19 protein-coding genes are annotated in these 24,038 nt (G+C 70.0%); 7 read left to right on the forward strand and 12 right to left on the reverse strand.

What is annotated here, in order from left to right; all coding sequences use genetic code 11:
- Positions 1–9: 9 nt before the first annotated feature.
- The 7 genes from GXW76_RS06660 to GXW76_RS06690 all read right to left on the reverse strand — a co-directional run bounded on the left by GXW76_RS06660 (position 10) and on the right by GXW76_RS06690 (position 7,983).
- Complete coding sequence (locus tag GXW76_RS06660; RefSeq protein WP_211861213.1) at positions 10–885, reverse strand: fumarylacetoacetate hydrolase family protein; 876 nt, start codon at positions 883–885, stop codon at positions 10–12.
- A gap of 24 nt (positions 886–909) precedes the next feature.
- Positions 910–1,218: a zinc ribbon domain-containing protein YjdM gene (locus GXW76_RS06665; protein ID WP_211861214.1), complete on the reverse strand. Its 309-nt coding sequence runs from the start codon at positions 1,216–1,218 to the stop codon at positions 910–912.
- A 1-nt stretch (position 1,219) separates the two neighbouring features.
- Positions 1,220–2,644 carry an amidase gene (locus GXW76_RS06670; RefSeq protein WP_211861215.1) on the reverse strand — a complete coding sequence of 475 codons (1,425 nt, stop codon included), beginning with the start codon at positions 2,642–2,644 and terminating at the stop codon, positions 1,220–1,222.
- Positions 2,645–2,892: 248 nt separating this feature from the next.
- Positions 2,893–3,279 (reverse strand): hypothetical protein, encoded by a 387-nt coding sequence (locus GXW76_RS06675; protein WP_211861216.1) that lies wholly within the window; start codon positions 3,277–3,279, stop codon positions 2,893–2,895.
- A gap of 82 nt (positions 3,280–3,361) precedes the next feature.
- Positions 3,362–3,739 (reverse strand): PilZ domain-containing protein, encoded by a 378-nt coding sequence (locus tag GXW76_RS06680; RefSeq protein WP_211861217.1) that lies wholly within the window; start codon positions 3,737–3,739, stop codon positions 3,362–3,364.
- Between the two features lie 128 nt (positions 3,740–3,867).
- Positions 3,868–6,330: a methyl-accepting chemotaxis protein gene (locus tag GXW76_RS06685; RefSeq protein WP_211861218.1), complete on the reverse strand. Its 2,463-nt coding sequence runs from the start codon at positions 6,328–6,330 to the stop codon at positions 3,868–3,870.
- Positions 6,331–6,411: 81 nt separating this feature from the next.
- Positions 6,412–7,983 carry a gamma-glutamyltransferase gene (locus GXW76_RS06690; protein ID WP_211861219.1) on the reverse strand — a complete coding sequence of 524 codons (1,572 nt, stop codon included), beginning with the start codon at positions 7,981–7,983 and terminating at the stop codon, positions 6,412–6,414.
- Positions 7,984–8,134: 151 nt separating this feature from the next.
- Between GXW76_RS06690 and GXW76_RS06695 the strand changes: the two genes are divergently transcribed.
- The 3 genes from GXW76_RS06695 (at position 8,135) to GXW76_RS06705 (ending at position 12,334) form a co-directional block, all read left to right on the forward strand.
- The gene (locus GXW76_RS06695; RefSeq protein ID WP_211861220.1) at positions 8,135–10,282 is read left to right on the forward strand and encodes a malate synthase G; all 2,148 of its coding nucleotides are present in this window, start codon (positions 8,135–8,137) and stop codon (positions 10,280–10,282) included.
- 228 nt (positions 10,283–10,510) lie between these two features.
- Entirely contained in the window at positions 10,511–11,962 is a 1,452-nt protein-coding gene (locus GXW76_RS06700; RefSeq protein ID WP_211861221.1) for a DUF1254 domain-containing protein, read from the forward strand.
- Between the two features lie 126 nt (positions 11,963–12,088).
- Entirely contained in the window at positions 12,089–12,334 is a 246-nt protein-coding gene (locus GXW76_RS06705; protein ID WP_211861222.1) for a DUF3297 family protein, read from the forward strand.
- Positions 12,335–12,454: 120 nt separating this feature from the next.
- Here the strand turns inward: GXW76_RS06705 and GXW76_RS06710 are convergent, their stop codons facing one another.
- Positions 12,455–12,748 carry a hypothetical protein gene (locus GXW76_RS06710; RefSeq protein WP_211861223.1) on the reverse strand — a complete coding sequence of 98 codons (294 nt, stop codon included), beginning with the start codon at positions 12,746–12,748 and terminating at the stop codon, positions 12,455–12,457.
- Between the two features lie 347 nt (positions 12,749–13,095).
- Positions 13,096–14,289: an aminotransferase gene (locus GXW76_RS06715; RefSeq protein WP_211861224.1), complete on the reverse strand. Its 1,194-nt coding sequence runs from the start codon at positions 14,287–14,289 to the stop codon at positions 13,096–13,098.
- Positions 14,290–14,646: 357 nt separating this feature from the next.
- Here GXW76_RS06715 and GXW76_RS06720 point away from each other — a divergent pair, with 357 nt between their 5' ends.
- The 3 genes from GXW76_RS06720 (at position 14,647) to GXW76_RS06730 (ending at position 17,551) form a co-directional block, all read left to right on the forward strand.
- Positions 14,647–14,985, forward strand: a complete 339-nt coding sequence (locus tag GXW76_RS06720; protein ID WP_211861225.1) for a P-II family nitrogen regulator — start codon at positions 14,647–14,649, stop codon at positions 14,983–14,985.
- Positions 14,986–15,193: 208 nt separating this feature from the next.
- Positions 15,194–16,630, forward strand: coding sequence for a type I glutamate--ammonia ligase (gene glnA, locus GXW76_RS06725; protein WP_211861226.1), 1,437 nt, complete (start codon positions 15,194–15,196; stop codon positions 16,628–16,630).
- Between the two features lie 390 nt (positions 16,631–17,020).
- Complete coding sequence (locus GXW76_RS06730; RefSeq protein ID WP_211861227.1) at positions 17,021–17,551, forward strand: DUF6973 domain-containing protein; 531 nt, start codon at positions 17,021–17,023, stop codon at positions 17,549–17,551.
- A gap of 198 nt (positions 17,552–17,749) precedes the next feature.
- Here the strand turns inward: GXW76_RS06730 and GXW76_RS06735 are convergent, their stop codons facing one another.
- The gene (locus GXW76_RS06735; RefSeq protein ID WP_246513980.1) at positions 17,750–18,904 is read right to left on the reverse strand and encodes an aminotransferase class V-fold PLP-dependent enzyme; all 1,155 of its coding nucleotides are present in this window, start codon (positions 18,902–18,904) and stop codon (positions 17,750–17,752) included.
- A gap of 709 nt (positions 18,905–19,613) precedes the next feature.
- Here GXW76_RS06735 and GXW76_RS06740 point away from each other — a divergent pair.
- Positions 19,614–21,122: a calcium-binding protein gene (locus tag GXW76_RS06740; protein ID WP_211861229.1), complete on the forward strand. Its 1,509-nt coding sequence runs from the start codon at positions 19,614–19,616 to the stop codon at positions 21,120–21,122.
- Between the two features lie 490 nt (positions 21,123–21,612).
- Here the strand turns inward: GXW76_RS06740 and parE are convergent, their stop codons facing one another.
- Positions 21,613–23,595 carry a DNA topoisomerase IV subunit B gene (gene parE / locus GXW76_RS06745; RefSeq protein WP_211861230.1) on the reverse strand — a complete coding sequence of 661 codons (1,983 nt, stop codon included), beginning with the start codon at positions 23,593–23,595 and terminating at the stop codon, positions 21,613–21,615.
- Positions 23,596–23,668: 73 nt separating this feature from the next.
- On the reverse strand, positions 23,669–24,038 hold a 370-nt coding region (locus GXW76_RS06750; protein WP_211861231.1), incomplete at its 5' end, for an SH3 domain-containing protein.

Genomic DNA, 24,038 nt, shown 5'->3' on the forward strand with positions numbered 1-24,038 from the left:
GGTGTCAGGTCACGCGACGGGGTTCTCCAGCACGCCGATGCCAGGCACCTCGATGCGCACCTTGTCGCCCGGCTTGAGGAATTTCGGCGGGGCGAAGCCGATGCCGACGCCGGCCGGCGTGCCGGTGGCGATGATGTCGCCGGGCTCGAGCGTGATCGCCGCGCTGATCGTCGCGATCAGCGTCGGGATGCCGAAGATCAGGTCGTTGATGGTGGCGCGCTGGCGCAGCTCGCCGTTCACCCAGGTGGAGATGGCGAGCCGCGGCGGCATGCCGGCGGCATCGGCGGTGACGATCGCCGGCCCCATCGGGCAGAAGCCGTCGATCCCCTTCCCCAGGATCCACTGCCGGTGCCTGTGCTGCAGCGTGCGCGCGGTGACGTCGTTGACGATGGTGTAGCCGAAGACATGCGCGTAGGCGTCGGCTTCCTGGATGCCGCGGCCGCCCTTGCCGATGACGACGGCGATCTCGCCCTCGTAATCCGTGCTGTTCGACGAATCGAGGAAGGAGGGGATCGGGTCGTGCGGCCCGATCACGCTGGTGGGCGGCTTGCTGAAGACGACCGGCGCCTCGGGCACCACTTCCTTCGCCGTCGCGTCGAAGCCGGAGGAAGCGAACTCCTTCGCGTGCTCGTGGTAGTTCTTGCCGACGCAGAAGATGTTCTTCACCGGGCGCGGGATGGGGGCGAGGATGACGGCGCCCTCGGCCACCGGCGCCTTGTCCTCCGCGGCACGCGCAGCGGCGAGGGCCGCATCCCCGCCGGCGATCAGCCCGAGCATGTCGCGCGGCAGCGCGACGTCGGCGGCGAGGAGGTCGAGCACCTTCCCTGCCTCATCCAGCGCGCCGATGCGCGTGCCCCGCGCGTCCCTGAACGTTACCAGCCGCATCGCGGTATCCCCCCTTCCCGCCGTTCAGCGCTTGCGCACGAATTCCGTGCGCAGCACCAGGCCCTTGATCGTATCGTGGCGGCAGTCGATCTCCTCGGGATTCTCCGTCAGGCGGATCGACCGGATGACGGTGCCCTGCTTCAGGGTCTGGCTGGTCCCCTTCACCTTCAGGTCCTTGATGAGGGTGACGGAATCGCCGTCGGCCAGGACATTGCCCGCCGCGTCGCGCACCACGACCTTGGCGGCCTCGGCCGCGGCGGCGGCCACCTCCGACGCCGGCCGCCATTCGCCGGTCGCTTCGTCATAGACGTAGTCGTCGTTCGTACCGCTCATGTCAGCCCCCGCACCTGTGCTGCGCCGCTGCCGCGTCGGCATCCGCGAGCGGCAGCGTCGCTGCGCGCTCCAGCGCCCGCGCGCCGCGGAAGGCCAGGTCGTCGCGATAGAGCGCCGCGACCACCTGCACGGCGCGCGGCATGCCCTCGCCATCGATCGCCACCGGCACGGAGATTGCCGGCTGGCGGGTCAGGTTGAAGGCGAAGGTCCAGGGCGCCCAGTCGCGCCACAGCGCCTCGGCCGGCTTGATCGTCGGCTGGTCGGCGGCGAAGGCGGCGGTCGGCGTGCAGGCGGTCAGCACCAGGTCGTAGCGCTGGTGGAAGCGCGCCATGGCGTGCGCCGCCTCCAGGCGCATCGCCTCGGCGGCGAGATAATCCACCGCCGACATGCTGCCTTCCTTGCGTGCGACCTCCAGGATGCCGGGGTCGAGCAGTTCGCGCTTCTCCTCCGGGATGGTCGCGACGACGCGGGAGAGCGCCACGCCCCAGACCCGGCCGAAAATGGCGCGGGTGTCGGGCAGGCCGGGATCGGCTTCCTCCACGATGGCGCCCTGGTCGGCCAGCATCTGTGCCGCACCTGCCAGCACCGCATCGCCATCCGCGTCGAGCGGTGGCTCGAAGCCCATGCGCCGCACCACGGCGATGCGCATTCCGGCGACGCCGTCCTCGATGCCGTTGCGCCAGTCGCGCGGCTCATCCGGCAGGCAATAGGGATCGCGCAGGTCGAAGCGCGCCATGGCCGAGAACATCAGCGCCGCATCGCGCACCGTGCGCGTCATCGGCCCCGCCGCCGCCACATGCCCGAAGGCACCGAGCGGCCATTGCGGGATGCGCCCGAAGGTCGGCTTCATGCCCACGAGCCCGCAATAGGCCGCCGGGATACGGATAGACCCGCCCGCATCCGTGCCGATGTGCAGCGGCCCGAAGCAGGCTGCCCCGGCCGCGCCCGCGCCGGAGGAGGACCCCCCCGGCGTGCGCTGCGGGTTCCATGGGTTGCGGGTGATGCCGTTGAGCGGACAGTCGCCCGGCGTCTTCCAGCCGAACTCGGTCGTCGTCGTCTTGCCGAGGATGACGGCACCCGATTCCTTCAGCCCGATGACGGCCGGCGCGTCCTCGGTGGCCGCTGTCGTATCGGTGCTGCGGCTGCCGCGGCGAGTCGGGAAGCCGGCCATGTTCAGCAGGTCCTTCACCGTCGCGGGCACGCCGTCCAGCGGGCCGATCGGGCGGCCGGCGGCCCAGCGCGCCTCGCTCTCCCCGGCCGCCTGCAGGGCGCGGGGGTTCATCGCGGCGAATGCGTTGACCCAGGGGTTGTAGCGGGCGACGCGCTCCATCACGGCCTTCAGCGCCTCGACCGGCGACAGGGCACGGCGGGCGTAGAGGCCGAGGAGCGCCTCGGCGGACATCAGCGCGGGATCGGTGTCGGACATCGGGCCACCATGTCCCCCTGCCCCGTGCCGTTCAAGTCAGGCCGGGGCTGTGGAGAAGAACGGGGGGAAGGGGACTTCCCCCCGAGCCCCCCAACCTTCCTTGTCGCTTGGGGACTGGTCTCGGGGGTCGGTTTCCGAAAGGCGGGGGAGGTTCCCCATCACAACGGCCTGTCCGAGCGCCTGGGACATCCCCGGTGCCATCGGCCGGCTGACCGCATCCAAAGGCGGGAACCGGGCGACCAGGCGGATCAGGCCGTGCCCCAGCCCGGCTCCGTCATGCCGAGCAGTGCCCGACGCCAGTCGGGCCCGCAATCGGCGGGCAGCAGATCGAGCAGCAGGCCCATCACGCCGAGGCCCGCGACGCGCGCGCGCATTCGCAGACCGCCGCGCCGTGGCAGCACCAGCACGACCTCCTGCCCCAGTCCGAGGCCGCCGACGCCGGCCACCACCGCGCCGGCCGGCCCGGCATGGCGCACCATGCCGTCGCGCACCCGGCCGTTCGCCGAATGCAGGGTGCAGGGCTCGGCCACCGGATGCAGGCGCGGCGCGGCACTCGCCTGGCCGGGCTCCCCGGATTCCGGACGCCGCTCGCGCGTGGTGGGGGCAAGCAGGGCGAGGTCGTGTGCGGCGAACATTCGGCTTCGGTCTCCGTCCCGTCACGCGGCGGGATGGCAGCAAGGCTACCGGAGGCCCCTTAACGGAAGCCTGCGACGCCACTCAGCCGAGCACGTCCTTCAGCGCCTCGCGCCAGATCGCCTGGTCCCCGGCGCCGTCGATCGCGACATGCACGCCGATCAGGCTGACGCCACGGACGCGCGCGCCGATTGACCAGTCCGGCCGCCGCGCCAGGCGGATGTGGATCAGGTCGCCCGCGGCCACGCCGCGGACGCCGTGCAGCATCGCGCCGCCCGCCGACACGTCGCGCACCGAGGCGTGATGGACGTGCGCACCCGCGAAGACGGTGCAGTTCTCGCGCAGAGGGAAGCGCGGGCCATCGCGGCGCTCGTCGAGCGCGGCGGCGATGCTGTCGGCCGCGCCGCCGTCCGGCGCTGCCTCGTCCGGCTCGGGTTGCGCATCATTGTCGCCAGCCGGCATCGCTCTTTCCCCGAATCGACCCCGCAAGGCGGGATTGCGGAACGGTAGCGCCCATCGCCGCACGACGGCATTCACCAATCCGGGCGCTGCGGCGGGCGGACGGGCGCAACCCCCGCTCGCCGCGGCGTTCAGGCGGCCGCGCGCGAACCCTCCTCGCGCCGCATGGCGGTGATGGCGGCCTGCCAGGCCAAGCCGTCATCCGCAGCGTCGATCTCGATGTGGATGCCGTTCAGGCCGAGCGCGCGCGCCTCCGCGCGCAGCCGCAATCCGCGATGGTCGGGCAGCACCAGCACTAGCGCCTGCCCTTCCTGCACGCCCGAAAGCCCCGCGACCAGCGCGCCATGCGCCGAGACGCTGACCAGTCGTCCCTCCTGCACGCCGGATGCGAGCTCGACGCGGCACGCCGCCCTGACGGCGAAGTGCTGCGACAGGCGCCGGTCCGCCTCGGCGACGGAGGTCCGCACCACCTCGACGAGCTTGCCCTGCAGCGCCTCGACGTCGGCGTTGACCGCGGCGGTGGTGCCGCTGACGCCTTCCGCGCGCACCCCCGCTTCCCGCGCCGCGGTGGAAACCGCCTCGGCCTCGTCGCTCATGCGGCGCACGGCCTGGCCGCTCTGCGCCACGTTGCGGGCGATCTCCTGGGTCACCGCCGCCTGCTGCTCCATCGCCGCGGCGATGGCGCCGGCGGCCTCGGCGATCTCGGCGATCATGCCGCCGATGCCGGCCACGGCGGCGACCGCGGCCTCGGTGCTGCCCTGGATCTCGGCGATCTGGCGGCCGATCTCCTCCGTGCTGCGGGCGGTCTGGCCGGCGAGGTTCTTCACTTCCCCCGCCACCACGGCGAAGCCCTTCCCTGCCTCCCCGGCGCGGGCCGCCTCGATGGTGGCATTCAGCGCGAGAAGGTTGGTCTGGCCGGCGACGGCGCGGATCAGGTGCACGACCTCTCCGATGCGGCCGACCGTCTCGCTCAGGTGGCGGATCGCCTGCTCGGCGGCCTCCCCGCCGGAGACGGCGCGGCGGGTGATCTCCCCGGTGCGCGCGGCCTGGGCGGTGATCTCGTGGATCGAGGCGGCGAGTTCCTCGGCCGCGGCGGCCACGGCCTCGACCGCGTCGCGCGCGTCGGAGGAGACGCCTGCCATGCCGTCCGCGCGCTCGGACAGGCGTGCCGCGATGGCGGCCATGGCCTCGGTCTCGGCGGCGATGCTGCCGGTGCGCGCGGCGACGGTGTCCACCGCGCCGCGGGATTCCGCCTCGACCGTGCCGGCCAGCTCGCCGATCGCGCGGCGGCGTTCCTCGGCGGCCTGGCGCTCGCGCGCGGCGCGTTCGGCATCGGCGAAGGCGAGGCGCGCGCGCAGCATGCGCTGCAATGAGAAAACGCGATGGAATTCGCGCGCCGACGGGGGCGCCAGTGGGCGCCCGTAGTCGCGCGCGGCGACCGCGAGCAATTGTTCCTCGAGCGCCGCGACCGGGCGCCGGACGGCGAGGACCGCGCGCCAGGCGCAGAACGCCGCCACCAGCATGGCGAGCAGCGCCACCATCGCCGCCTGCCAGGCACGGGCGGTGAGGTTCGCCCGCGCGCTGGCATGGGCCTCGCCGGCGGCCCGGAGCTGGCGCTCCAGGATCTCGCGCAGCGCGCCGACCGTGGGGGTGATGAGCGGCAGGCCACGGTCGCGCATATGCGCCTCGAGCGCCTGCGCGTCGCCCGCCTCCGCGAGGCGCAGGGCGGGCGCCAGCCCGTCCCGCATCCAGGCCTCGCGGGCGGTGAGGAAGCGCGCGGCCGCGGCGTGTTCCTCGGCGGGGCGCGGCAGCGCGGCGTAGCCCTCCCAGGCGGCGCTGACGTGGCCCACCTGGTCGCGGATCCTGCGCAGCCGCTCGGCCGCCGGATGGCCGCCGCGCAGCTCGGCCGGGATCATGGCGAGTTGCGCGCCATTGTCGCGCAGCAGGTCCAGCGCGTCGGTCAGTCGCGCGGCAGGCGCGGTGTGCTGCTCGTACACCACGCGCAGCGCTTCGTTGCTATCGCGCATGCCGGCCAGCGCGACCAGGCCGGCACCGGCCGAGGCGAGCACCGCCGCGGCGAGCGCGGCGCCGACGCGTATCGTCACGCTGCCCCGCCATTCCGCGAACCGGGCGCGCCAGCCGGTGCGCACCAGTTCGCCGTCGCGCAGGCCGATGCCTTGGCCGCGCCCCGCACGGATGGCGGCGTAGGCGGTGCCGGCGGCGGCCTTCTCCTCCGCTGTCGGGCGACTGCGGATGGAGATGTAGCCGGTGACCGCGCCGGCTTCCTCCACCGGCGTCACGTTGGCGCGCACCCAGTAGAAGGCGCCCGACTTCGCCCGGTTCTTCACCAGCCCGTCCCAGGGGCGGCCCGCTTTGATGCACGCCCAGAGGTCGGCGAAGGCCTCCGGCGGCATGTCGGGGTGGCGCACGATGTTGTGCGGCGCGCCGAGGAGTTCCTTCTCCCCGAAGCCGCTGATGCGCGCGAAGGCCGCATTGGCGAAGACGACCCGCCCGCCGGTGTCGGTGCGGGAGACGAGGACCTCCCCGGACGGAACCTCGATCTCCTGGTCGATGACCGGCTCGTTCACGCGCATGCCAGCAATACCTCTCGCCCTGATTCGGCTCAGGCGGGAGGTATCGCGGGGGCGCTTAAGGAAGCGTGATGCGCCCGGCGGTCACTGGGCGAGTGCGGCGCTCCAGGGGCTCAGCACATCGGTGATGCCCTCGCGCGTGCCGTCGGCGCCGATGCGGATGAGGTTCGGGCAGGCGAAGTTCACCGGCAGCACGGCGTGCTCCACCTCGGTCACCTCGGCGTCCTTCGCCAGCGCGGCGATCGTCTCGGCGCCGAGGCGGCGATCCGCCGTCACCCCTTCCGGTCCCGAGACGTCGAGCCGCGGATGATGTGCGGCGGCTTCCGGGCCCATGCCGAAATCCGCGACGAAGGAGAGCAACTGGAACACCGCCGCCATGATGCGCCGCCCGCCCGAGGCGCCCATGCCGATGACCGGCGCGTCGCCCTCGGCGGCGATGACGGGGCACATGTTGCACAGCGGGCGCTTCGACGGCGCGATGGCATTGGCGCTGCCCGGCCGCGGGTCGAACCACATGACGCCGTTGTTCATCAGCACGCCCGAGCGCGGCAGCACGACGCGGCTGCCCATGCTCGACAGCAGCGTAGTCGTCATCGCGACCATCATCCCGTCCTTGTCGCAGACGGTCAGGTGGGTGGTGCAGGAATCGGCCCCCTGCGGCTCCGCGTCGCCGAGGCCGGCGAGGCGTTCCGCATAGGCCTCCCGCATGGAACGGGCGAGATGCGCATACCAGGCGGCGGACGGCGCGGCGCCGGAGAAGTCGGCGTCGCGCATGCCGTTCAGCACGCGCGCGAGCGTCGGCGCGGCGGTCAGGCCGTTGGCGAGCATCAGCCGCTTGCCGCGCCATTCGACCTCGAGCGCCGGCTTCACCACGGCGTGGCAGCCGAGGAGGTCGGCGGCACTGATCGGGGAACCCATGTCGCGGAAGTCGGCGAGGAGTTCACCCGCGACCTCGCCCTCGTAGAAGTCGCGCAGGCCGGCATGGGCCAGGCGCTCGATCGTCTCGGCGAGCTTGCCCTGGGTGAAGAAGCCGGGGCTGCCCTGGTAGGGCGGCACGGGCGGCAGGCCGTTCGGCAGGTAGATGCGCGCGCTTTCCTCGTAGAGGCGCAGCACCGAGGCGCTGTTGGCGACCTTCAGCGTGGTGAACCAGTCCTGCGACAGCCCGCGCTTCGCGAGCGCGATCGCCGGCGCCAGCACCACCGAGAGCGGCAGCCTGCCGTGGCGCGCGTGCAGTTCCGCATAGCCCGCGACCGAGGACGGGATGACGAAGGACAACGGGCCGTGGATGTTGCGGTCGCCGACCACTTCCGGCCAGGTGAAGAGGTCCGCCTTCATCGTGCCGGTCAGCGGATAGGCGGACGGATCGAGGCGCTGCGGGGAGACGGGGCCGAAATCGAAGGTCTGAGCCTCCCCGCCCGGGGTCATGACCTGGGTGAAGCCGATGCCGCCGAGGCCCGAGTTCCAGGGTTCGACGACGGCCAGCGCGAAGGCGGTGGCGACGGCGGCGTCGGCCGCGGTGCCGCCTTCCTCGAGAATCGCGATGCCGGCCTCGGCCGCGTCGCGCGCCTGGGAGGCGATCATGCCCCGGCGCCCCGTCGCCCCCGGCTTGGTGACCTGCCAGTGCTGCGAGACATGCGGGGGCGGCGTCCAGGCCATGATGGCGTCCTTCCGGAAATGCGAGGCCGGCACCCTCGCGCCAGGGCGCCCGCCGGGCAACCCCCGTTTGCCCCGGGGCGGCTTTCCTCCTAGGAAGCCCGAAGGAAATCGGCGCTCCGCGAGGACCGCCGCGCCTTCAGGAGAGCTTGCCATGGCCGCAACAAAGGGTCTCGTCGTCGCTCCGGTCCTCAAGGCCTTCATGGAGGCCGAGGCGCTGCCGGGCACCGGCGTCGAGCCCGCGCGCTTCTGGGAAGCATTCGAGCGGATCCTGCGCGAACTGGCGCCGGCCAATGCCGCGTTGCTGAAGAAGCGGGACGAGCTGCAGGCGAAGATCGATACCTGGCACCGCGCGCATCCGGCGAAGCCCGTGGACATCGCGGCCTATACCGCCTTCCTCAAGGAGATCGGCTACCTGCTGCCGGAGCCGGCCGAGGTGAAGGTCGGCACCACCGACGTGGACGCGGAGATCGCATCGCTGGCGGGGCCGCAGCTCGTGGTGCCGGTGTCGAACGCGCGCTACGCGCTCAACGCGGCCAATGCGCGCTGGGGCTCGCTCTATGACGCGCTCTACGGCACCGACGCGATCCCGCAGGAGGGGCCGAAGGCGAAGGGCTACGACCCGGCGCGCGGCGCGAAGGTGATCGCCCGTGCCCGCGCGGTGCTGGATGGGGCCGTGCCGCTCGCGCGTGGCAGCCACGCGGACGCCACCGGCTACCGGCTCGAGGCCGGCGCGCTCGAGGTCTCGCTCAAGGACGGCACGAAGGTCGGCCTGGCGCGGCCGGGGCAGTGCGTGGGTTTCCTGGGTGACGCGCACGCGCCGTCCTCGCTGCTGTTCGTGAACAACGGGCTGCACATCGAGGTGAAGTTCGACCGCGCGCATCCGATCGGGAAGACGGATGCCGCCGGCATCTGCGACGTGGTGCTGGAGGCGGCGCTGACCACCATCCAGGACTGCGAGGATTCCGTCGCCGCCGTGGATGCCGGAGACAAGGTCGACGTCTATCGCTGCTGGCTTGGGCTGATGCGGGGCGACCTGACGGCCGAGTTCGAGAAGGACGGGAAGGTGATGACGCGGCGGCTCGCCGCCGACCGCATCTTCCAGAAGCCCTCGGGCGGCGCGATGACGCTGCACGGGCGGTCGGTGATGCTGGTGCGCAATGTCGGCCATCACATGATGACCGACGCCGCGACGCTGGACGGCCATGAGATCCCGGAGACGATCCTCGACGCGATGTGCACCGTCGCGATCGCGCTGCACGACATCCGCGGCAAGCGGATGAACTCGCGCGCCGGGTCCGTCTACATCGTGAAGCCGAAGATGCACGGGCCGGAGGAAGTGGCCTGGGCGGATACGCTCTTCGCCCGCGTGGAGGACGCGCTCGGCCTGAAGCGCGCCACGCTTAAGATGGGCATCATGGACGAGGAGCGGCGCACCACCATCAACCTCAAGTCCTGCATCGCCGCGGCGAAGGATCGCGTGGTGTTCATCAACACCGGCTTCCTCGACCGCACGGGCGACGAGATCCACACCTCGATGGAAGCCGGCGCGGTCGTGCGCAAGAACGACATGAAGGCGCAGCCCTGGATCAGGTCCTACGAGGACTGGAACGTGGACACCGGCCTGATGTGCGGCCTGCGCGGGCGCGCGCAGATCGGCAAGGGAATGTGGGCGATGCCCGACATGATGGCCGCGATGCTCGAGCAGAAGGTGGGCCACCCGAAGGCCGGCGCGAACACGGCCTGGGTGCCCTCCCCCACCGCCGCGACGCTGCATGCGCTGCACTACCACGAGGTGGACGTCGCCGCGCGGCAGGACGAACTGGCCAAGGGCGGCCGCCGCGCGACGCTGGACGACATCCTCACCGTGCCGCTGGCGCGCGACACCAACTGGTCGCCGGCCGACGTGCAGGCGGAACTCGACAACAACGCGCAGGGTATCCTGGGCTATGTCGTGCGCTGGGTGGACCAGGGCGTGGGGTGCTCCAAGGTGCCGGACATCAACGATGTCGGGCTGATGGAGGACCGCGCGACGCTGCGCATCTCCTCCCAGCACATCGCCAACTGGCTGCGGCATGAGGTGGTGACCTCCGCCCAGGTGATGGAGACGATGAAGCGCATGGCCGCCGTGGTGGACCGGCAGAATGCCGACGACCCCGCCTATGTGCCGATGGCGCCGAAATTCGACGGGCCGGCCTTCAGGGCGGCGTGCGACCTGGTGTTCGAAGGCGCGAAGCAGCCGAACGGCTACACGGAATTCGTGCTGACGCGGCGGCGGCGGGAGGCCAAGGCGGCGGGGTGAAGACCCGCCCGGCACTCTGGCACTTCAGGGCCTGGGAAGGCTTCGCGAGGATTGGTTGGGTAATTTTTCCTATAAAGGGGAGCGCTTGCCGCTAGCAAGGGCGGAACGGAGACGTGCCGCACTCACCACCGCGTGACGTGCGGCCGTCGGGCTCTTGCTTGTTCGGGCCGAAGGGATGCGGGATAAGGTCGGGCCGGGTCCGAAACGTCAGGAGCGATGTCACACGCCATGACCGCCTTTGCTGCACCCGCTTCCGCCGCCCGGCTTTCCCGCCGCCTCGCCCTTGCCCTGCCCGCCGCCACGGTGGCCACGCCGGCCCTCGCGCAGGGCGCGGCGCCGAGCGAGGCCGAGGCCGCGCGCATCGCCAGCGAGGCCTATGTCTTCGGCTACCCGCTGGTGACCATGGAGATGACGCGGCGCGCCTCGACCAACGTGCCGAACGCGACGGCCCATGTCGGCCGGGCGCCGATGGGGCAGTTCCACATGTCCCGCGCCTATCCCACCGCCGCTTTCCGCGACGTGACGGCGCCCAACGCGGATACGCTCTACTGCACGGCCTGGCTGGATCTCGGCGCGGAGCCCTGGGTGGTGTCCTGGCCGGAGATGCCCGATCGCTACTACCTGATGCCGATGCTGGACGGCTGGACGAGCGTGATCGCCTCGGCGGGCACGCGCACCACGGGGCACCAGGCGCAGACCTATGTCCTCGCGGGGCCGAAATTCCGCGGCGCGACGCCGCCTGGCATCCCGGTGGTGCGCTCGACGACGGACATGCTGTGGATCCTCGGCCGCGTCTATTGCACCGGCACGCCGGAGGACTATGCGGCGGTGCACGCGATCCAGGACCGGATGAAGTTGCAGCCGCTTTCGAGCTGGGGGCGGGCCTATGCGCCGCCGGAGGGGCGCGTCGATCCGGCGATCGACACGCGGACCGGGGTGCGCGACCAAGTGGACCGGCTGAGCGGCGCCGACTACTTCCGCATGCTCGCGGACCTCATGGGCGCGAACCCGCCGGTCGCGGCCGATGCGCCGATGGTGGCCCGGATGGCGCGCATCGGGATCGTGCCGGGCAGGCCCTTCCAGGCGGCACGCGCGCCGCAGGCGGTGCGCCGCGCGGTGGATGGCGCGCCACGCGCCGGCCAGGCGGCAATCATGGGACGCATCCGCACCAGCGAGGCACGGGCGCGGCAGACCAACAACTGGTTCGTCCTTACCGAGACGGGGCAGTACGGCACCAACTACCTGAACCGCGCCTACGTCACCGCGGTCGGGCTCGGCGCGAACCGGCCGCACGATGCGGTCTATCCTTTCACGGAATTCGACGCGGCCGGGCAGAAGCTGGACGGCGCCAACCGCTACGTGCTGCGCTTCCCGCCGGGGCAGCGGCCCCCGGCGCGCGGGTTCTGGTCGCTGACGATGTACACTTCGCAGTTCTTCTTCGTGGACAATCCGCTCAACCGCTACACGCTGAGTTCGCGCAGCGAGTTGAAGCCGAATGGCGATGGCTCGACGGACCTGCTGATCCAGGCCGATGATCCCGGGCCGGATCGCCGGGCGAACTGGCTGCCGGCGCCGCGGGACGGCTTCGTACTGATGTTCCGGCTCTATTGGCCGATGGAGCCGCCGGCCTTTTCGGTGATCGACGGAAGCTGGTACCCGCCGCAGGTGGTGCGAGCCTGAAGGGCGGCCGGGAGGGCAGGACCTTCCCGCCCCCCGCTTTCTTGTCCTTGGCATCCTGCGATCGCTGCCCTACCCCGGGCGCCCACCAGGCCGGCCGTTCGGCCGAACCGCGCAAAGGTAGCGACCATGCCCGACACCCTCCCCGACAGGCTCTCCACCGACCCTTCCAGCCCCTATTTCAACGAGGACCTGCTGCAGCGCGGCATCGGCATCCGGTTCCGCGGGCAGGAGAAGACGAATGTCGAGGAGTACTGCGTCTCCGAAGGCTGGGTGCGGGTCAGCCTGGGCAAGGCGGTGGACCGGCGCGGCCGGCCGCTGACGATGAAGCTGACCGGCCCGGTCGAACCCTACCTGCGCGACGAACCGAAGTAGCGCCCGCGCGCCACGCCCCGGCGCAAGGAAAAGGGCCGGGCGACGGCGCGCCCGGCCCTTGGTCAGCCGCAGCATCCATGTGCCGCCTCGCGGCCGCTCCCCCAAGCGGCCGGGCGGTCCTCACATGTCCTGCGACTTGTAGATGCTGAGGGCGCCGAGAATCATCGTCAGGGCACCGCAGGCGACCAGGTAGACGCTGACCGTCTGCGATTCGGTCGCCGGCAGCCCGCCGGGCAGGGTCAGCATCCAGACGGCGTCGCCGTAGGCGAGCCAGATCCCGGCTCCGATCGCGCCGAAGCCCATGAGGATGGCGATGATGCCGAGCGCAACCGCCAGACGACCATCATCCGCCGTCGGCGCCTTCTCGTAGATGGCCTGGACGCTGCGCCGGCCGAAACTTCCCGCATCCGACATGGTGCCTGCCCTCGCTGCAATCATCGCGAGAAACAAAGCACACCGACACGCGTGTTTGCAATCAATTAACTATTCGTATTTTTGAGACAGTTCGAGACGACCGCTACATGTTGCGGTGCGCGCCGCAATTGAGCCACAAGCGGTAGATTAACGCTGAATTCACGAACGCGCCTCGTCATCCAATGCAACTTCTGCGTTGGTGGGACTGCGCAACGCGCCCCCCGTCCGATCGCCTCCCAGGCCGGCGTGACGGCCTCCCGCGGGCGCCGGGGGAAGTTCCAGCGCCGCTGCGGCGTGACGGCCGCCCGCGCCTCCCCCGCCCGCCCGGCGCGCCGGCGCCGAGGGGTTCAGCCGGCCGCGGCGCGCCGTGTGGCGCCCCGCGCGGCGAGCCAGGCCTCCATTCGCGCCAGCGCCTCGTCCAGCAGCGCGTCGCCCTTGCAGAAGGCAAAGCGCGCGTAGTGGTTGGGCGCGTTCTCGCTGGCATAGAAGGCGGTGACGGGAATGGCGGTCACCTTCGCCTCCTCCGTCAGCGCCCGACAGAAGGAGACATCGTCGCCGTTCCAGCCGAGCGGCCGGACATCGGTGGTGATGAAGTAGGTCCCCTGGGTCTGCAGCACCCCGAAGCCGAGGCGCTTCAGCCCCTCGCCCAGCCGGTCGCGCTTCTGCTGCAGGTGGGCGGACAGGCCGGCGAAATAGGCGTCGTCCTTCGCCAGCCCCACCGCCACCGCGCGCTGCAGGTTGGGCGGCGTGGTGAAGGTCAGGTTCTGGTGCGCCTTGGTGACGTTCGCCGCGAGGCCGCGGTCGGTCGTGATGTAGCCGACCTTCCACCCCGTCAGGCTGAAGGTCTTGCCGGCGGACCCGATGCGCATGCAGCGCTCGCGCATGCCCGGCAGCGTCATCAGCGGGATGTGCTTCCAGCCGTCGAAGGTCAGGTGCTCATAGACCTCGTCGCAGATCGCGTAGCAGTCGTGGCGCTGGATCAGTTCCGCGAGGAAGGCGAGCTCGGCCGCGGTGAACACCTTGCCGGCCGGGTTCATCGGCGAGTTGAACAGGATCGCCTTGGTCTTCGGGCCGAAGGCGGCGGCGAGTTCGGCGCGCGGCAATTCCCAGTTCGGCGGCGAGAGGCGCACGAGCTTCGGCACCGCGCCGAGCAGCTTCACCACCGGAAGATAGGTGTCGTAGAGCGGCTCGATCAGCACGCATTCGTCGCCGGGGTTCAGCACCGCCATCAGGCAGGCGGTCAGCGCCTCGGTGGCGCCGGAGGTGACGATGACCTCGGCGTTCGGGTCCACCTCCAGGCCGTAGAAGCGCCTGTTGTGCGCGGCGACGGCGTTGCGCAGTTCCGGCAGGCCGGTCATCGGCGGATACTGGTTGCGGCCGTCGAGCAGCGCCTCTGCCGCGGCGCGGACCACGTCCTCCGGCCCGTCATAGTCGGGGAAGCCCTGGCCGAGGTTGATCGCCTGGTGCTGGTTCGCGAGCGCCGACATGACCGTGAAGATCGTGGTGCCGGTGGCGGAGAGGAGAGCGTTCTGCGGCTGCATCGGCCGTGGCCCGGTATCCTGCTGGGGGTGATTCGGCCAGGCGGCGCCGGCCGGTCGCGAGGATGGCGTTATGGAGCCCCTTCCGGGGTGGGGCAAGCCGCGCGCCCGCAAGACCGCCTAATTCTTGGGCACAATTCCTGGGCAGTTCGCCCACGAATTCATCAACCCTATGCCTGGCAGGGTGTTTTTCCCCAATGCCCCGTGATTGCTGGCCCGGCATGCTGCGTGCAATACCCGGCGCGTGCGGGGCTCAGCGTCCAGCACACGCTGCACACGGGCAACAACGGACCGGGAACCAAAACCGGGGGGACCGGCCGCAGCGCCTTCAAGGGCGCGAGGGCCGCGGGACAGGAGCCGATGAAGAAGATCGAGGCCATCATCAAGCCCTTCAAGCTCGACGAGGTGAAGGACGCGCTGCACGAGATCGGCCTGCAGGGCCTGACCGTGATCGAGGCGAAGGGCTTCGGGCGGCAGAAGGGGCACACCGAGCTCTATCGCGGCGCCGAGTACGTCGTGGACTTCCTGCCCAAGGTGAAGATCGAGGTCGTGTGCAGCGACGACATGCTGGACCGCGCCGTGGAGGCGATCCAGCAGGCCGCGCGCACCGGGCGCATCGGCGACGGCAAGATCTTCGTGTCCGACATCGCGGAGGTGATCCGCATCCGCACCGGCGAGCGCGGCGAGGAAGCCGTCTAGGCCGCGAGGTTTCCGCCCGCCCCTCTCTTCGGCGGAGGGGCGGCGCGGGGTCCGGGCCGGGTGCTGCGCGCATCCACCGGGCCGGAACAGCCAGGGGCGCGGCCGCAGGGCCTGCGCGCCTGGTGCCGGATCGCGCCGCGGGGCACCGAAGCCGCGGCGCGGGACTGAGTTTCGGGGTTTTCGCAGTCAGGGAACAGGACCGCACATCATGCCCAAGAAGCCCGCCGCCGCTGGAGGCGATGCCGTCTCCAAGGTGATGGAGATGATCAAGGAGCACAGCGTCGAGTACGTGGACTTCCGGTTCACGGACCCGCGCGGCAAGTGGCACCACACCGCGCAGCACGTCTCGACGATCGAGCCCGAGATCTTCGAGGAAGGCATCATGTTCGATGGCTCCTCGATCGGCGGCTGGAAGGCGATCAACGAGTCCGACATGATCCTCATGCCGGACCCCGCCACCGCGGTGATGGATCCCTTCTCGGCCAAGCCGCAGATGATCCTGTTCTGCGACATCTACGAGCCGTCGACCGGCCAGCGCTACAGCCGCGATCCGCGCGGCACGGCGAAGAAGGCCGAGGAATACCTGAAGTCCACCGGCATCGGCGACACCGCCTTCGTCGGCGCGGAAGCCGAGTTCTTCATCTTCGACAACGTGAAGTTCGGCACGGGCGGCACCTACGGCATCTACCAGCTCGACAGCATCGAGGGCCCGCAGGCCAGCCTGAAGGACTACCCCGAGGGCAACATGGGCCACCGCCCCGGCCTCAAGGGCGGCTACTTCCCCGTTCCGCCGGTGGACAGCGAGCAGGATCTCCGCGCCGAGATGCTCTCGACCATGGGCGAGATGGGCCTGCCGATCGAGAAGCACCACCATGAGGTGGCGCAGTCCCAGCATGAGCTCGGCACCAAGTTCGGCCAGCTCGTGCAGCACGCCGACTTCATGCAGATCTACAAGTACTGCGTGCACAACGTCGCGCACAGCTACGGCAAGACCGCGACCTTCATGCCGAAGCCGGTCTATGGCGACAACGGCTCGGGCATGCATGTCCACCAGTCGATCTGGAAGGGCGGCAAGCCGGTCTTCGCCGGCAATGGCTATGCGGACCTGTCCGACACTGCGCTCTACTACATCGGCGGCATCATCAAGCACGCCAAGGCGCTGAACGCCTTCACCAACCCGCTGACCAATTCCTACAAGCGGCTGGTGCCGGGCTTCGAGGCGCCGGTGCTGCTCGCCTACTCGGCGCGCAACCGCTCCGCCTCCTGCCGCATCCCCTACGCGACGAGCCCGAAGGCGAAGCGCGTCGAGGTGCGCTTCCCGGATCCGGGCGCGAACCCGTACCTGGCATTCGCGGCGATGCTCATGGCCGGCCTCGATGGCATCAAGAACAAGATCCATCCGGGCGACGCCATGGACAAGGACCTGTACGACCTGCCGCCGGAGGAGCTGAAGGGCATCCCGACGGTGTGCGGCTCGCTGCGCGAGGCCCTGCAGTCGCTGGCCGCCGACCACGAGTTCCTGCTCGCCGGCGACGTGTTCACGAAGGACCAGATCGAGAGCTACATCGAGCTGAAGTGGCAGGAGGTCTACAAGTTCGAGCAGACCCCGCACCCGGTCGAGTTCGAGATGTACTACTCCGTCTGATCCCGCCCGGATCTGACGAAGGGGGGCCCCGCCGGAGCGATCCTGCGGGGCCTTTCCTTTGGTTGCGGTTCCATCTTCCCGGCCGGCGGGGGCGGCGCGCGAACGGCACGAGCGCCTCGGGGCCTGCCGCTGGCACGACCGACACCGCGGCCCGACGGTGCAATCGCCGTTCGCGGCCGGTGGGGCACGCCGATCCGGATCGGCGGATGCCGGGGCGCAAGCGGCGCCGGCGCCATCCTCCGCGAAGCCGGACGTGATCCAGATCGCATCGCGTGAGGCGGCGGTGAAGCTCTTCGTGGTGGCCGCGGCGCGGGTCGCATAGGTGTCGATGCATCGATCCCGGGCCGCAGCGGCCCGGGCAATCACAACTCAGCCGAGGGGAGCATCACCATGTCCTTCATGGACGACCTCATGGAGGTCGCGAACGGCGTGCTGCGGCATGCCGGCACCAATGTCTACGAAGCCGGAACCATCATGGTGAACGCCGCCGCGCTGCCGAAGCTGCTGGCGGCGAAGGACGAGGCGCTGCGCTGGTCGCGCAATGTCTCCTATGCCTTCACCTCGGGCATGGAGACGGACCAGGCCGAGAAGGTCGCCAGCACCTCGCGCAACGCCGGGCCGGCCGATGCGCTGCGGCACTGCTACCTGTCCGCGATGCTGGGGCGCGACCTCGGCTACGAGGACGCGCTGACGGTGCTCGTCGCGCACGAGATGAACGATGAATGGGGCTCGCCGGCCTCGCGAATGGACCTCTTCAACAACGCCGTCGGACTCGAGATCGGCGTGCGGATGAAGACCGCATCCGACGGCGACCTGCAGGAGGCGACGATGAACGCCTTCCTGCAGGGGCGGCTGCGGGTGGTGGACAAGGCCAACGGCAACGCGCTGGTGCCGACGAAGTCGCTGACCTTCGGGCGGTGACCTGAGGGGGCCTTGCCCCTTCATACTCCCCCACCAAGGGCTTTAGGCCCTTGGAACCCCCGACCTCATCGGGATCGGGGGGTATGATGCGCGCCCCGGCGACGGGTATTTCGGTCGCGCCGCGCGGAACTTCCACGTGATGGTGTCCAAAGGACTCTCCGCCTTTGGAGGGAGAGTCCCAGAGGGGCGGAGCCCCTCTCACGCCGCGGCGCGGAGTTCCGCGCGGAATGCCGCGACGAAGCGGTCCACGTCTTCCTCGTCGTTGTAGACATGGGGGCTGATGCGCAGCCGCCCGAGGCGCGGCGCCGCGTGCGCGCCGCGCGAGGCGAGCCGCTCCACGAACCCCGCCGGCATCCCACCCGGGAAGGCGACGCAGAGGATATGCGGCGCGCGCAGTTCCCGCCGCGGCAGGATGGCGCCGGCGGCGGCGAGCCCGTCCTCCAGTCGCGCCGTGAGCATGGCGCAGCGTTCCTGGATCGACGGTTGGCCCAAGGCGGCCATGATCTCCATCCCGACCGCGGCCATCTCGAGGCCGATGAAGTGGTCGCGCTCGCCCATGTCGTAGCGGCGCGCGCCGTCGACGTAGGCGAGGTCCGCGAAATAGGGCGCGCGCTCGGCGGCGACGCCGCGGCGGCCATGCGCGGTCTGCTCGAGCGGCACGCCGTCCTGCCGGCGCTTCGCGACATACAGGAAGGCACGGCCATAGGGGCCGAGCACCCATTTGTAGGTCGGGAAGATCAGGAAGTCGGGGTCGATGCGGCGGACATCGACATCCATCATGCCGGCGCCGTGCGTCGCGTCGATCAGCAGCGCCGCCCCCCTCGCCTTCAGCGCGGCAGAAATGCGGTCCATGTCGAGCGCGCCGCCGTCCGACCAGTGGACGTTGGAGATGGAGGCGAGCGACACCGGCGCGCCGGGCCGGGCGATGGCTTCCTCCACCGCGGCGGTCCAGTCGCCGTCGGACGGGCGCTTCACGGTATCCACCGCGAAGCCCTGGATGGGGGCGCGCACCATCCATTCGAGGACGGGGGAGGAGTGGTCGTCCTCCAGCACCAGCACGCGGCTTCCGGCGGGCGGGGCGAAGACCTTGCCCGCCGTGGCGACGCCGTAGCCGACGGAGGAGATGAGCGCGACATCCTCCGCCGCGGCGCCGATGAGCGCGGCGGCGGCGGCGCGCGCGCGGTCGAACTGGCGCGCCTGGTGACCGGGATCGATCTCCCAGGGCCGGCCCTTGCGCCCGGCGCCGTTGCGGCCGGCCTCCTGCACCGCCAACGGCAGCGGCGACCAGGCGGCCGCGTTGAGGTAGGCAATGTCGCGCGGAATGTCGAAGAGGTGGCGCTGGGAGGGGAGCATCGGAGGCATCCTTGCCGGGCGGGGAAAGAAGCCTAGGCCAGCGCGCGCGAAGGGCGAAATCGGCCCGCCGCCCCGGCCTCGCGGGCCCGTGGCGCCTGCCCGGCCAGGGGCGGCCGGCCGGACCGGCGCATGGCCCGCCTCTCCGGAGATGAAGGATGCCGGTCCAGGACGTCGAAGGGATTTGTACTCTGCTCCGACGCCGCCTTGTCGAGATCGAAACGATGCCAATTTCTTGATTTCGATCAAGTAAGCACACTGCATTTGACTTATATCAAATGCCTTGGAATTGAATTACTTCGAAATCACCCGGTTGCGATATAACTTTTTTGTGAGCATATCCAATTTATTTAGTTTGCGGTCCCAATCATCAACCAATCGTTGATTTGTTTACCCGCATTGGTGATCGTCTCTAATAATCTTTGCTATTATAAGTTGTCCCACTAATTTCCCACCCCTTGTCGTTCCAGGCACTTAAATGAAACAAAATTCTTCCTCATTGAATTCACCACCCGCCCTGCCGAATCAAAGATTCGACTCACTGGTTCCTTGATTTCTCTCTAATTTCCGACGCGGGCCACGCTCGTTCCGGGGCACCTGACGAATACCACGGCATCTTCTGGCGATGGCATTGCGGGCAATGCCGGCATGTAGCGCTGCGCCCATGAGTAGGGGGCTACTCGCGGCAGTTTCAGATCGGGAGAACCAGATCATGGCCTATACGTTCGATGCAGAAAACAGCACCAGGTTCAGTCTCACCGGAACCATACTCAATGATACGGTGAACCTGAGCGACAACCTCATTCAGGCCGACGAAGTCGCGAACGATGATCCTACCCTGCCGCAGTCTGTCGATTTGCTGGCCGGTGGGATCGGCTTCTTCCGCCGTATCGATGTCGTAGGCGGCGACGGCGATGACTCCGTCATCGCCGGCAACAATGTGCTGGCGAAACTCATCGTCAGTGGCGATGCCGGCAATGACTGGCTCGAAGGCGGCCGCAACCACGATGTCCTGGCCGGCGGCAGCGGCAACAACTTCATCAACGGATACGACGGCAATGACGTCATCAGCGCCAATGGCGGCAACGACACGCTGATCGGCGGCGCCGGCAACGACCTGATCAATGCCGGCGGCGGCGACAACAACGTCAGGGGCGACGGCGGCAACGACACCATCAGCGCCAATGGCGGCAACGACACCATCGACGGCGGCACCGGAAACGATGTCATCAACGCCGGCGGCGGCAACAACAACGTCAATGGCGGCGACGGCAACGACAGCATGACCGCCAACGGCGGCAACGACGTCATGAACGGCGGCGCCAACAACGACACGATCAACGCCGGGGACGGCGCCAACGTGGCGAACGGCGGCGATGGGGACGACAACATCTCCGCCGGCAGCGGCCACGACACCATCACCGGCGGCAGCGGCAACGATCTCGTCAATGCCGGCGACGGCAACAACAGCATCGGCACCGGTGCCGGCAACGACACGATCAACGCCGGCTCGGGCGACGACATCATCAGCTCGAACGGCGACAACGACGTCGTCAATGCCGGCGACGGCAACAACTGGGTCAATTCCAACAGTGGCAACGATTCCGTCACCACCGGCAGCGGCGCCGACACGATCATCGCCGGCGACAACAACGACACCATCTCCTCGGGCGACGGCAATGACCGGGTGAACGCGGGCACCGGCGACGACCTCGTCAGCGGCGGGGCCGGCAACGACATCATCGACGCCGGAGAAGGCAACGACACGGTCGACCCGGGCGCCGGACAGGACACGATCTATACGCGCTCGGGCAACGACCAGATCCTCCTGTCGGACGGCGACAACGACACCGTGCTGAACACGAACGACCTCAATGCCGACGTGTTCCGCTGGACGTCGCTGGCGTCGAACGAGGACGGCCCCGAGTGGGACCGCCTGTCCTACTTCGACGTCAACTCGGCCACCCATGACCAGATCGACGTCTCGCAGCTGGGCAACAACCTGGTGGCCGAGGTCTACGGGTCGGCCGGGGACAGCGGCGCCTTCGTCATCTACACCGACGAGGAAGCCCGCTTGGCCGGCGATGCCAGCCTGGTCATCGAGTGGGACAACGGCACTCCGATCGAGCAGATCAACATCGGCATCCAGAGCGGCGCCGACATCCGGATCGGCTTCGGTTGGACGGTCCATGACGCGGTCTCGGGGGACACGTTCTTCTGATCCCCCCGCGGCGTGCGACGGCCGGGCTGTGAGGACGCTCCGCCCGGCTTGCCCGCCCTTCCCCGTGCCCCGGGAAGGGCGGGGGCCTGGGGGAGGCCCGCCTCCCCCGGCCTCGCCACATCACGGGCAGCAGCGCCAGCGCGCGGACGCCTGAGCGGACCGCGCATGCAAGACACTCAGGTTCCCCCGGCTGCCTGCGCGCCGCCGGACGTTACATCCGTGACACGCAATCGTTCACGCTCCGGTCATGGGGCCATTGGCGCCCCCAGCGCACGTGGCCCCGACGCCTGCCGCTACGGCAGAAGGGCCAAGGCCGGCGATGCCGGCCGCACCATCCAGGGCGGGGTGCACCTGGTCGCGACCTTCGAGGCCGCGTGGCGGCGCCTCGCCTTCACGGACATCGCGGTCATGGCCCAGGCACCAGCAGCGCGGCAGCCCCGCGTCGCCCTGCCGCACCTTCGCGCCCTGGCCACCTGCGCGGCGCGGGCGGTCAGGCGTCGAGCGCCTCGGCCTCCAGGCTCGCGGCGTTCTCCTGGATGAAGCGGAAGCGCAGTTCGGGCTTCCGGCCCATCAGGGCCTCCACGAGATCCGAGGTGCGGGCGCGATCCTCCGGCGGCAGGACCACGCGCAGCAGGGTGCGCTTGCGCCGGTCCATGGTGGTTTCCTTGAGCGAGGCGGGCGGCATCTCGCCCAGGCCCTTGAAGCGGCTGACCTCGACCTTCTGGTTCGCCTTGAAGCGGGATTTCAGGACGCGCTCGCGGTCGGCATCGTCCATCGCGTAGACACTCACCCCGCCGGCCTGCAGGCGATAGAGCGGCGGCTGCGCCAGGAAGACGCGGCCTTCCTTCACCAGCGCCGGCAGTTCCTTGTAGAAGAAGGTCATCAGCAGGGCGGCGATGTGCGCGCCGTCCACGTCGGCGTCGGTCATGATGACAACGCGGCCGTAGCGCAGCCGGGCGATGTCGAAGCGGTCGCCGACGCCGCAGCCGAGCGCCTCGATCAGGTCCTTCAGCTCCTGGTTCTGCCGCAGCTTCTCGGTGGACGCGCTGGCGACGTTCAGGATCTTGCCGCGCAGCGGCAGCACGGCCTGGGTCTCGCGGTCGCGCGCCTGCTTGGCGGAGCCGCCGGCGGAGTCACCTTCCACCAGGAAGAGCTCGGTGCCCTCCGCGCTCTCGCGCGAGCAATCGGCGAGCTTTCCCGGCAGGCGCAGCTTGCGCGTCGCGGATTTGCGCGGCGTGTCCTTCTCGGCGCGCCGGCGCAGGCGTTCCTCCGCGCGCTCGATGGCGAAGGCGAGGAGGTTGTCGGCCCTTGCCGGATCGCCCGCGAGCCAATGGTCGAAATGATCGCGCAGCGCGTTCTCGACCAGTTTCGCGGCCTCGGAACTGGTCAGCTTGTCCTTGGTCTGGCCCTGGAACTGCGGGTCGCGGACGAAGACGGACAGCATGCCGGCGAGGCCGCCGAGCAGGTCCTCCGCCGTCACGCTGCCGGCGCGCTTCTCCTTCTTGAGCTCGCCATAGGCGCGCAGGCCCTTGACCAGCGCGGCGCGGAAGCCGGCCTCGTGCGTGCCGCCCTGCGGGGTCGGGATGGTGTTGGCGTAGGTGTTCAGGAACCCCTCGCCGCGCTCAACCCAGGTCGCGGCCCATTCGACACGGCCGGCGCCATCGGGGAAGTCGGCCTCGCCGGCCCAGGGGGCGGGGACGACGGTGGGCTGACCTTCGATGGCGGAAGCGAGGAAGTCCTGCAGGCCGCCGGGGAAGTGCAGCACCGCCTGCGCCGGCGTCTCGTCCTTGACCAGGGAGGGATCGCAGGACCAGCGGATCTCGACGCCGCGGAACAGGTACGCCTTCGACCGGCACAGCCGGTAGAGCCGCGCCGCCTTGAATTCCTGCGCGCCGAAGATTTCCGTATCCGGCTTGAAGCGGATCGAAGTGCCGCGGCGGTTCTGCACCTGGCCGGCGTTCTTGAGCTTCGTGACCGGCTTGCCGCGCTCATAGGCCTGGGTGAACAGGGTGCGGTCGCGCGCGACCTCCACCTCCATCCGTTCGGCGAGCGCGTTCACCACCGAGGAGCCGACGCCGTGCAGGCCGCCCGAGGTGTCGTAGGCCTTGCCGGAGAACTTCCCGCCCGAATGCAGCGTCGTGAGGATCACTTCCAGCGCGGACAGCTTCGGGAACTTCGGATGCGGGTCCACCGGAATGCCGCGGCCGTTGTCACGCACGGAGATCCAGTTGCCGGCCTCGAACGACACCTCGATGCGGTCGGCATGGCCCGCCACCGCCTCGTCCATGGCGTTGTCGATGATCTCGGCGGCCAGATGATGCAGCGCGTTCTCGTCGGTGCCGCCGATATACATGCCGGGGCGCCGCCGGACGGGCTCCAGCCCCTCCAGCACCTCGATGTCCTTGGCGGAATAGCCGTCGCTCTGCCCGACGGCGCCCTTGCGCGCACCGCCCCGGCCGAACAGGTCGTTCATGTCTTGTTCCCTTATCGGGGGCGAGAATACCGACCGGCGGCGCTGGAAACAACGCGCGGCGCGAGTCGTTCCGTCAGCTTGCCAATTCGAAGCCGGAGACGGCGGCCTCCCGCGCCAGGGCCAAGCTCTCGGCGAAATTGTCGCGCTTGGCAATGTTGCTCGCGGCGAGGACGCGCACCTGCCCGCCCGGCCCGGCGGAAGCCGCCAGTGGCGCCACGCGCTCGGCCACCTGGAAGGCGCCGCTCGGCGCATAGCCGCGCAGGCCCCCCTGCCCTTCCACCAGCGCGAAGCCGGACTGGGCGGGGCGGACCGTCACGGCCTGGCCGGCGGGGACGCGGCCGATCTCGGGCGCGCCGGCCTCCGGCCGCAGTCGCAGGGGCACCGTCGCGGCGGCAACCACCCGGCGAGTGGCGCCGGACTCCGCCCGGGCGCGCTGGGCAGTC

The organism is Neoroseomonas soli (assembly GCF_018129065.1).
Taxonomy (GTDB): Bacteria; Pseudomonadota; Alphaproteobacteria; order Acetobacterales; family Acetobacteraceae; genus Neoroseomonas; species Neoroseomonas soli.

Bases quoted from the DNA above. Each gene is read 5' to 3' on its own strand.
- GXW76_RS06730 (WP_211861227.1), top strand. From the start codon at position 17,021: ATGTCCTTCATGGACGACCTCATGGAGGTCGCGAACGGCGTGCTGCGG.
- GXW76_RS06735 (WP_246513980.1), bottom strand. From the start codon at position 18,904: ATGCTCCCCTCCCAGCGCCACCTCTTCGACATTCCGCGCGACATTGCC.
- GXW76_RS06690 (WP_211861219.1), bottom strand. From the start codon at position 7,983: ATGGCCTGGACGCCGCCCCCGCATGTCTCGCAGCACTGGCAGGTCACC.
- GXW76_RS06680 (WP_211861217.1), bottom strand. From the start codon at position 3,739: ATGCCGGCTGGCGACAATGATGCGCAACCCGAGCCGGACGAGGCAGCG.
- GXW76_RS06660 (WP_211861213.1), bottom strand. From the start codon at position 885: ATGCGGCTGGTAACGTTCAGGGACGCGCGGGGCACGCGCATCGGCGCG.
- glnA (WP_211861226.1), top strand. From the start codon at position 15,194: ATGCCCAAGAAGCCCGCCGCCGCTGGAGGCGATGCCGTCTCCAAGGTG.
- GXW76_RS06675 (WP_211861216.1), bottom strand. From the start codon at position 3,279: ATGTTCGCCGCACACGACCTCGCCCTGCTTGCCCCCACCACGCGCGAG.
- GXW76_RS06665 (WP_211861214.1), bottom strand. From the start codon at position 1,218: ATGAGCGGTACGAACGACGACTACGTCTATGACGAAGCGACCGGCGAA.
- GXW76_RS06715 (WP_211861224.1), bottom strand. From the start codon at position 14,289: ATGCAGCCGCAGAACGCTCTCCTCTCCGCCACCGGCACCACGATCTTC.
- GXW76_RS06685 (WP_211861218.1), bottom strand. From the start codon at position 6,330: ATGCGCGTGAACGAGCCGGTCATCGACCAGGAGATCGAGGTTCCGTCC.
- GXW76_RS06705 (WP_211861222.1), top strand. From the start codon at position 12,089: ATGCCCGACACCCTCCCCGACAGGCTCTCCACCGACCCTTCCAGCCCC.
- GXW76_RS06720 (WP_211861225.1), top strand. From the start codon at position 14,647: ATGAAGAAGATCGAGGCCATCATCAAGCCCTTCAAGCTCGACGAGGTG.
- parE (WP_211861230.1), bottom strand. From the start codon at position 23,595: ATGAACGACCTGTTCGGCCGGGGCGGTGCGCGCAAGGGCGCCGTCGGG.
- GXW76_RS06670 (WP_211861215.1), bottom strand. From the start codon at position 2,644: ATGTCCGACACCGATCCCGCGCTGATGTCCGCCGAGGCGCTCCTCGGC.
- GXW76_RS06700 (WP_211861221.1), top strand. From the start codon at position 10,511: ATGACCGCCTTTGCTGCACCCGCTTCCGCCGCCCGGCTTTCCCGCCGC.
- GXW76_RS06695 (WP_211861220.1), top strand. From the start codon at position 8,135: ATGGCCGCAACAAAGGGTCTCGTCGTCGCTCCGGTCCTCAAGGCCTTC.
- GXW76_RS06710 (WP_211861223.1), bottom strand. From the start codon at position 12,748: ATGTCGGATGCGGGAAGTTTCGGCCGGCGCAGCGTCCAGGCCATCTAC.
- GXW76_RS06740 (WP_211861229.1), top strand. From the start codon at position 19,614: ATGGCCTATACGTTCGATGCAGAAAACAGCACCAGGTTCAGTCTCACC.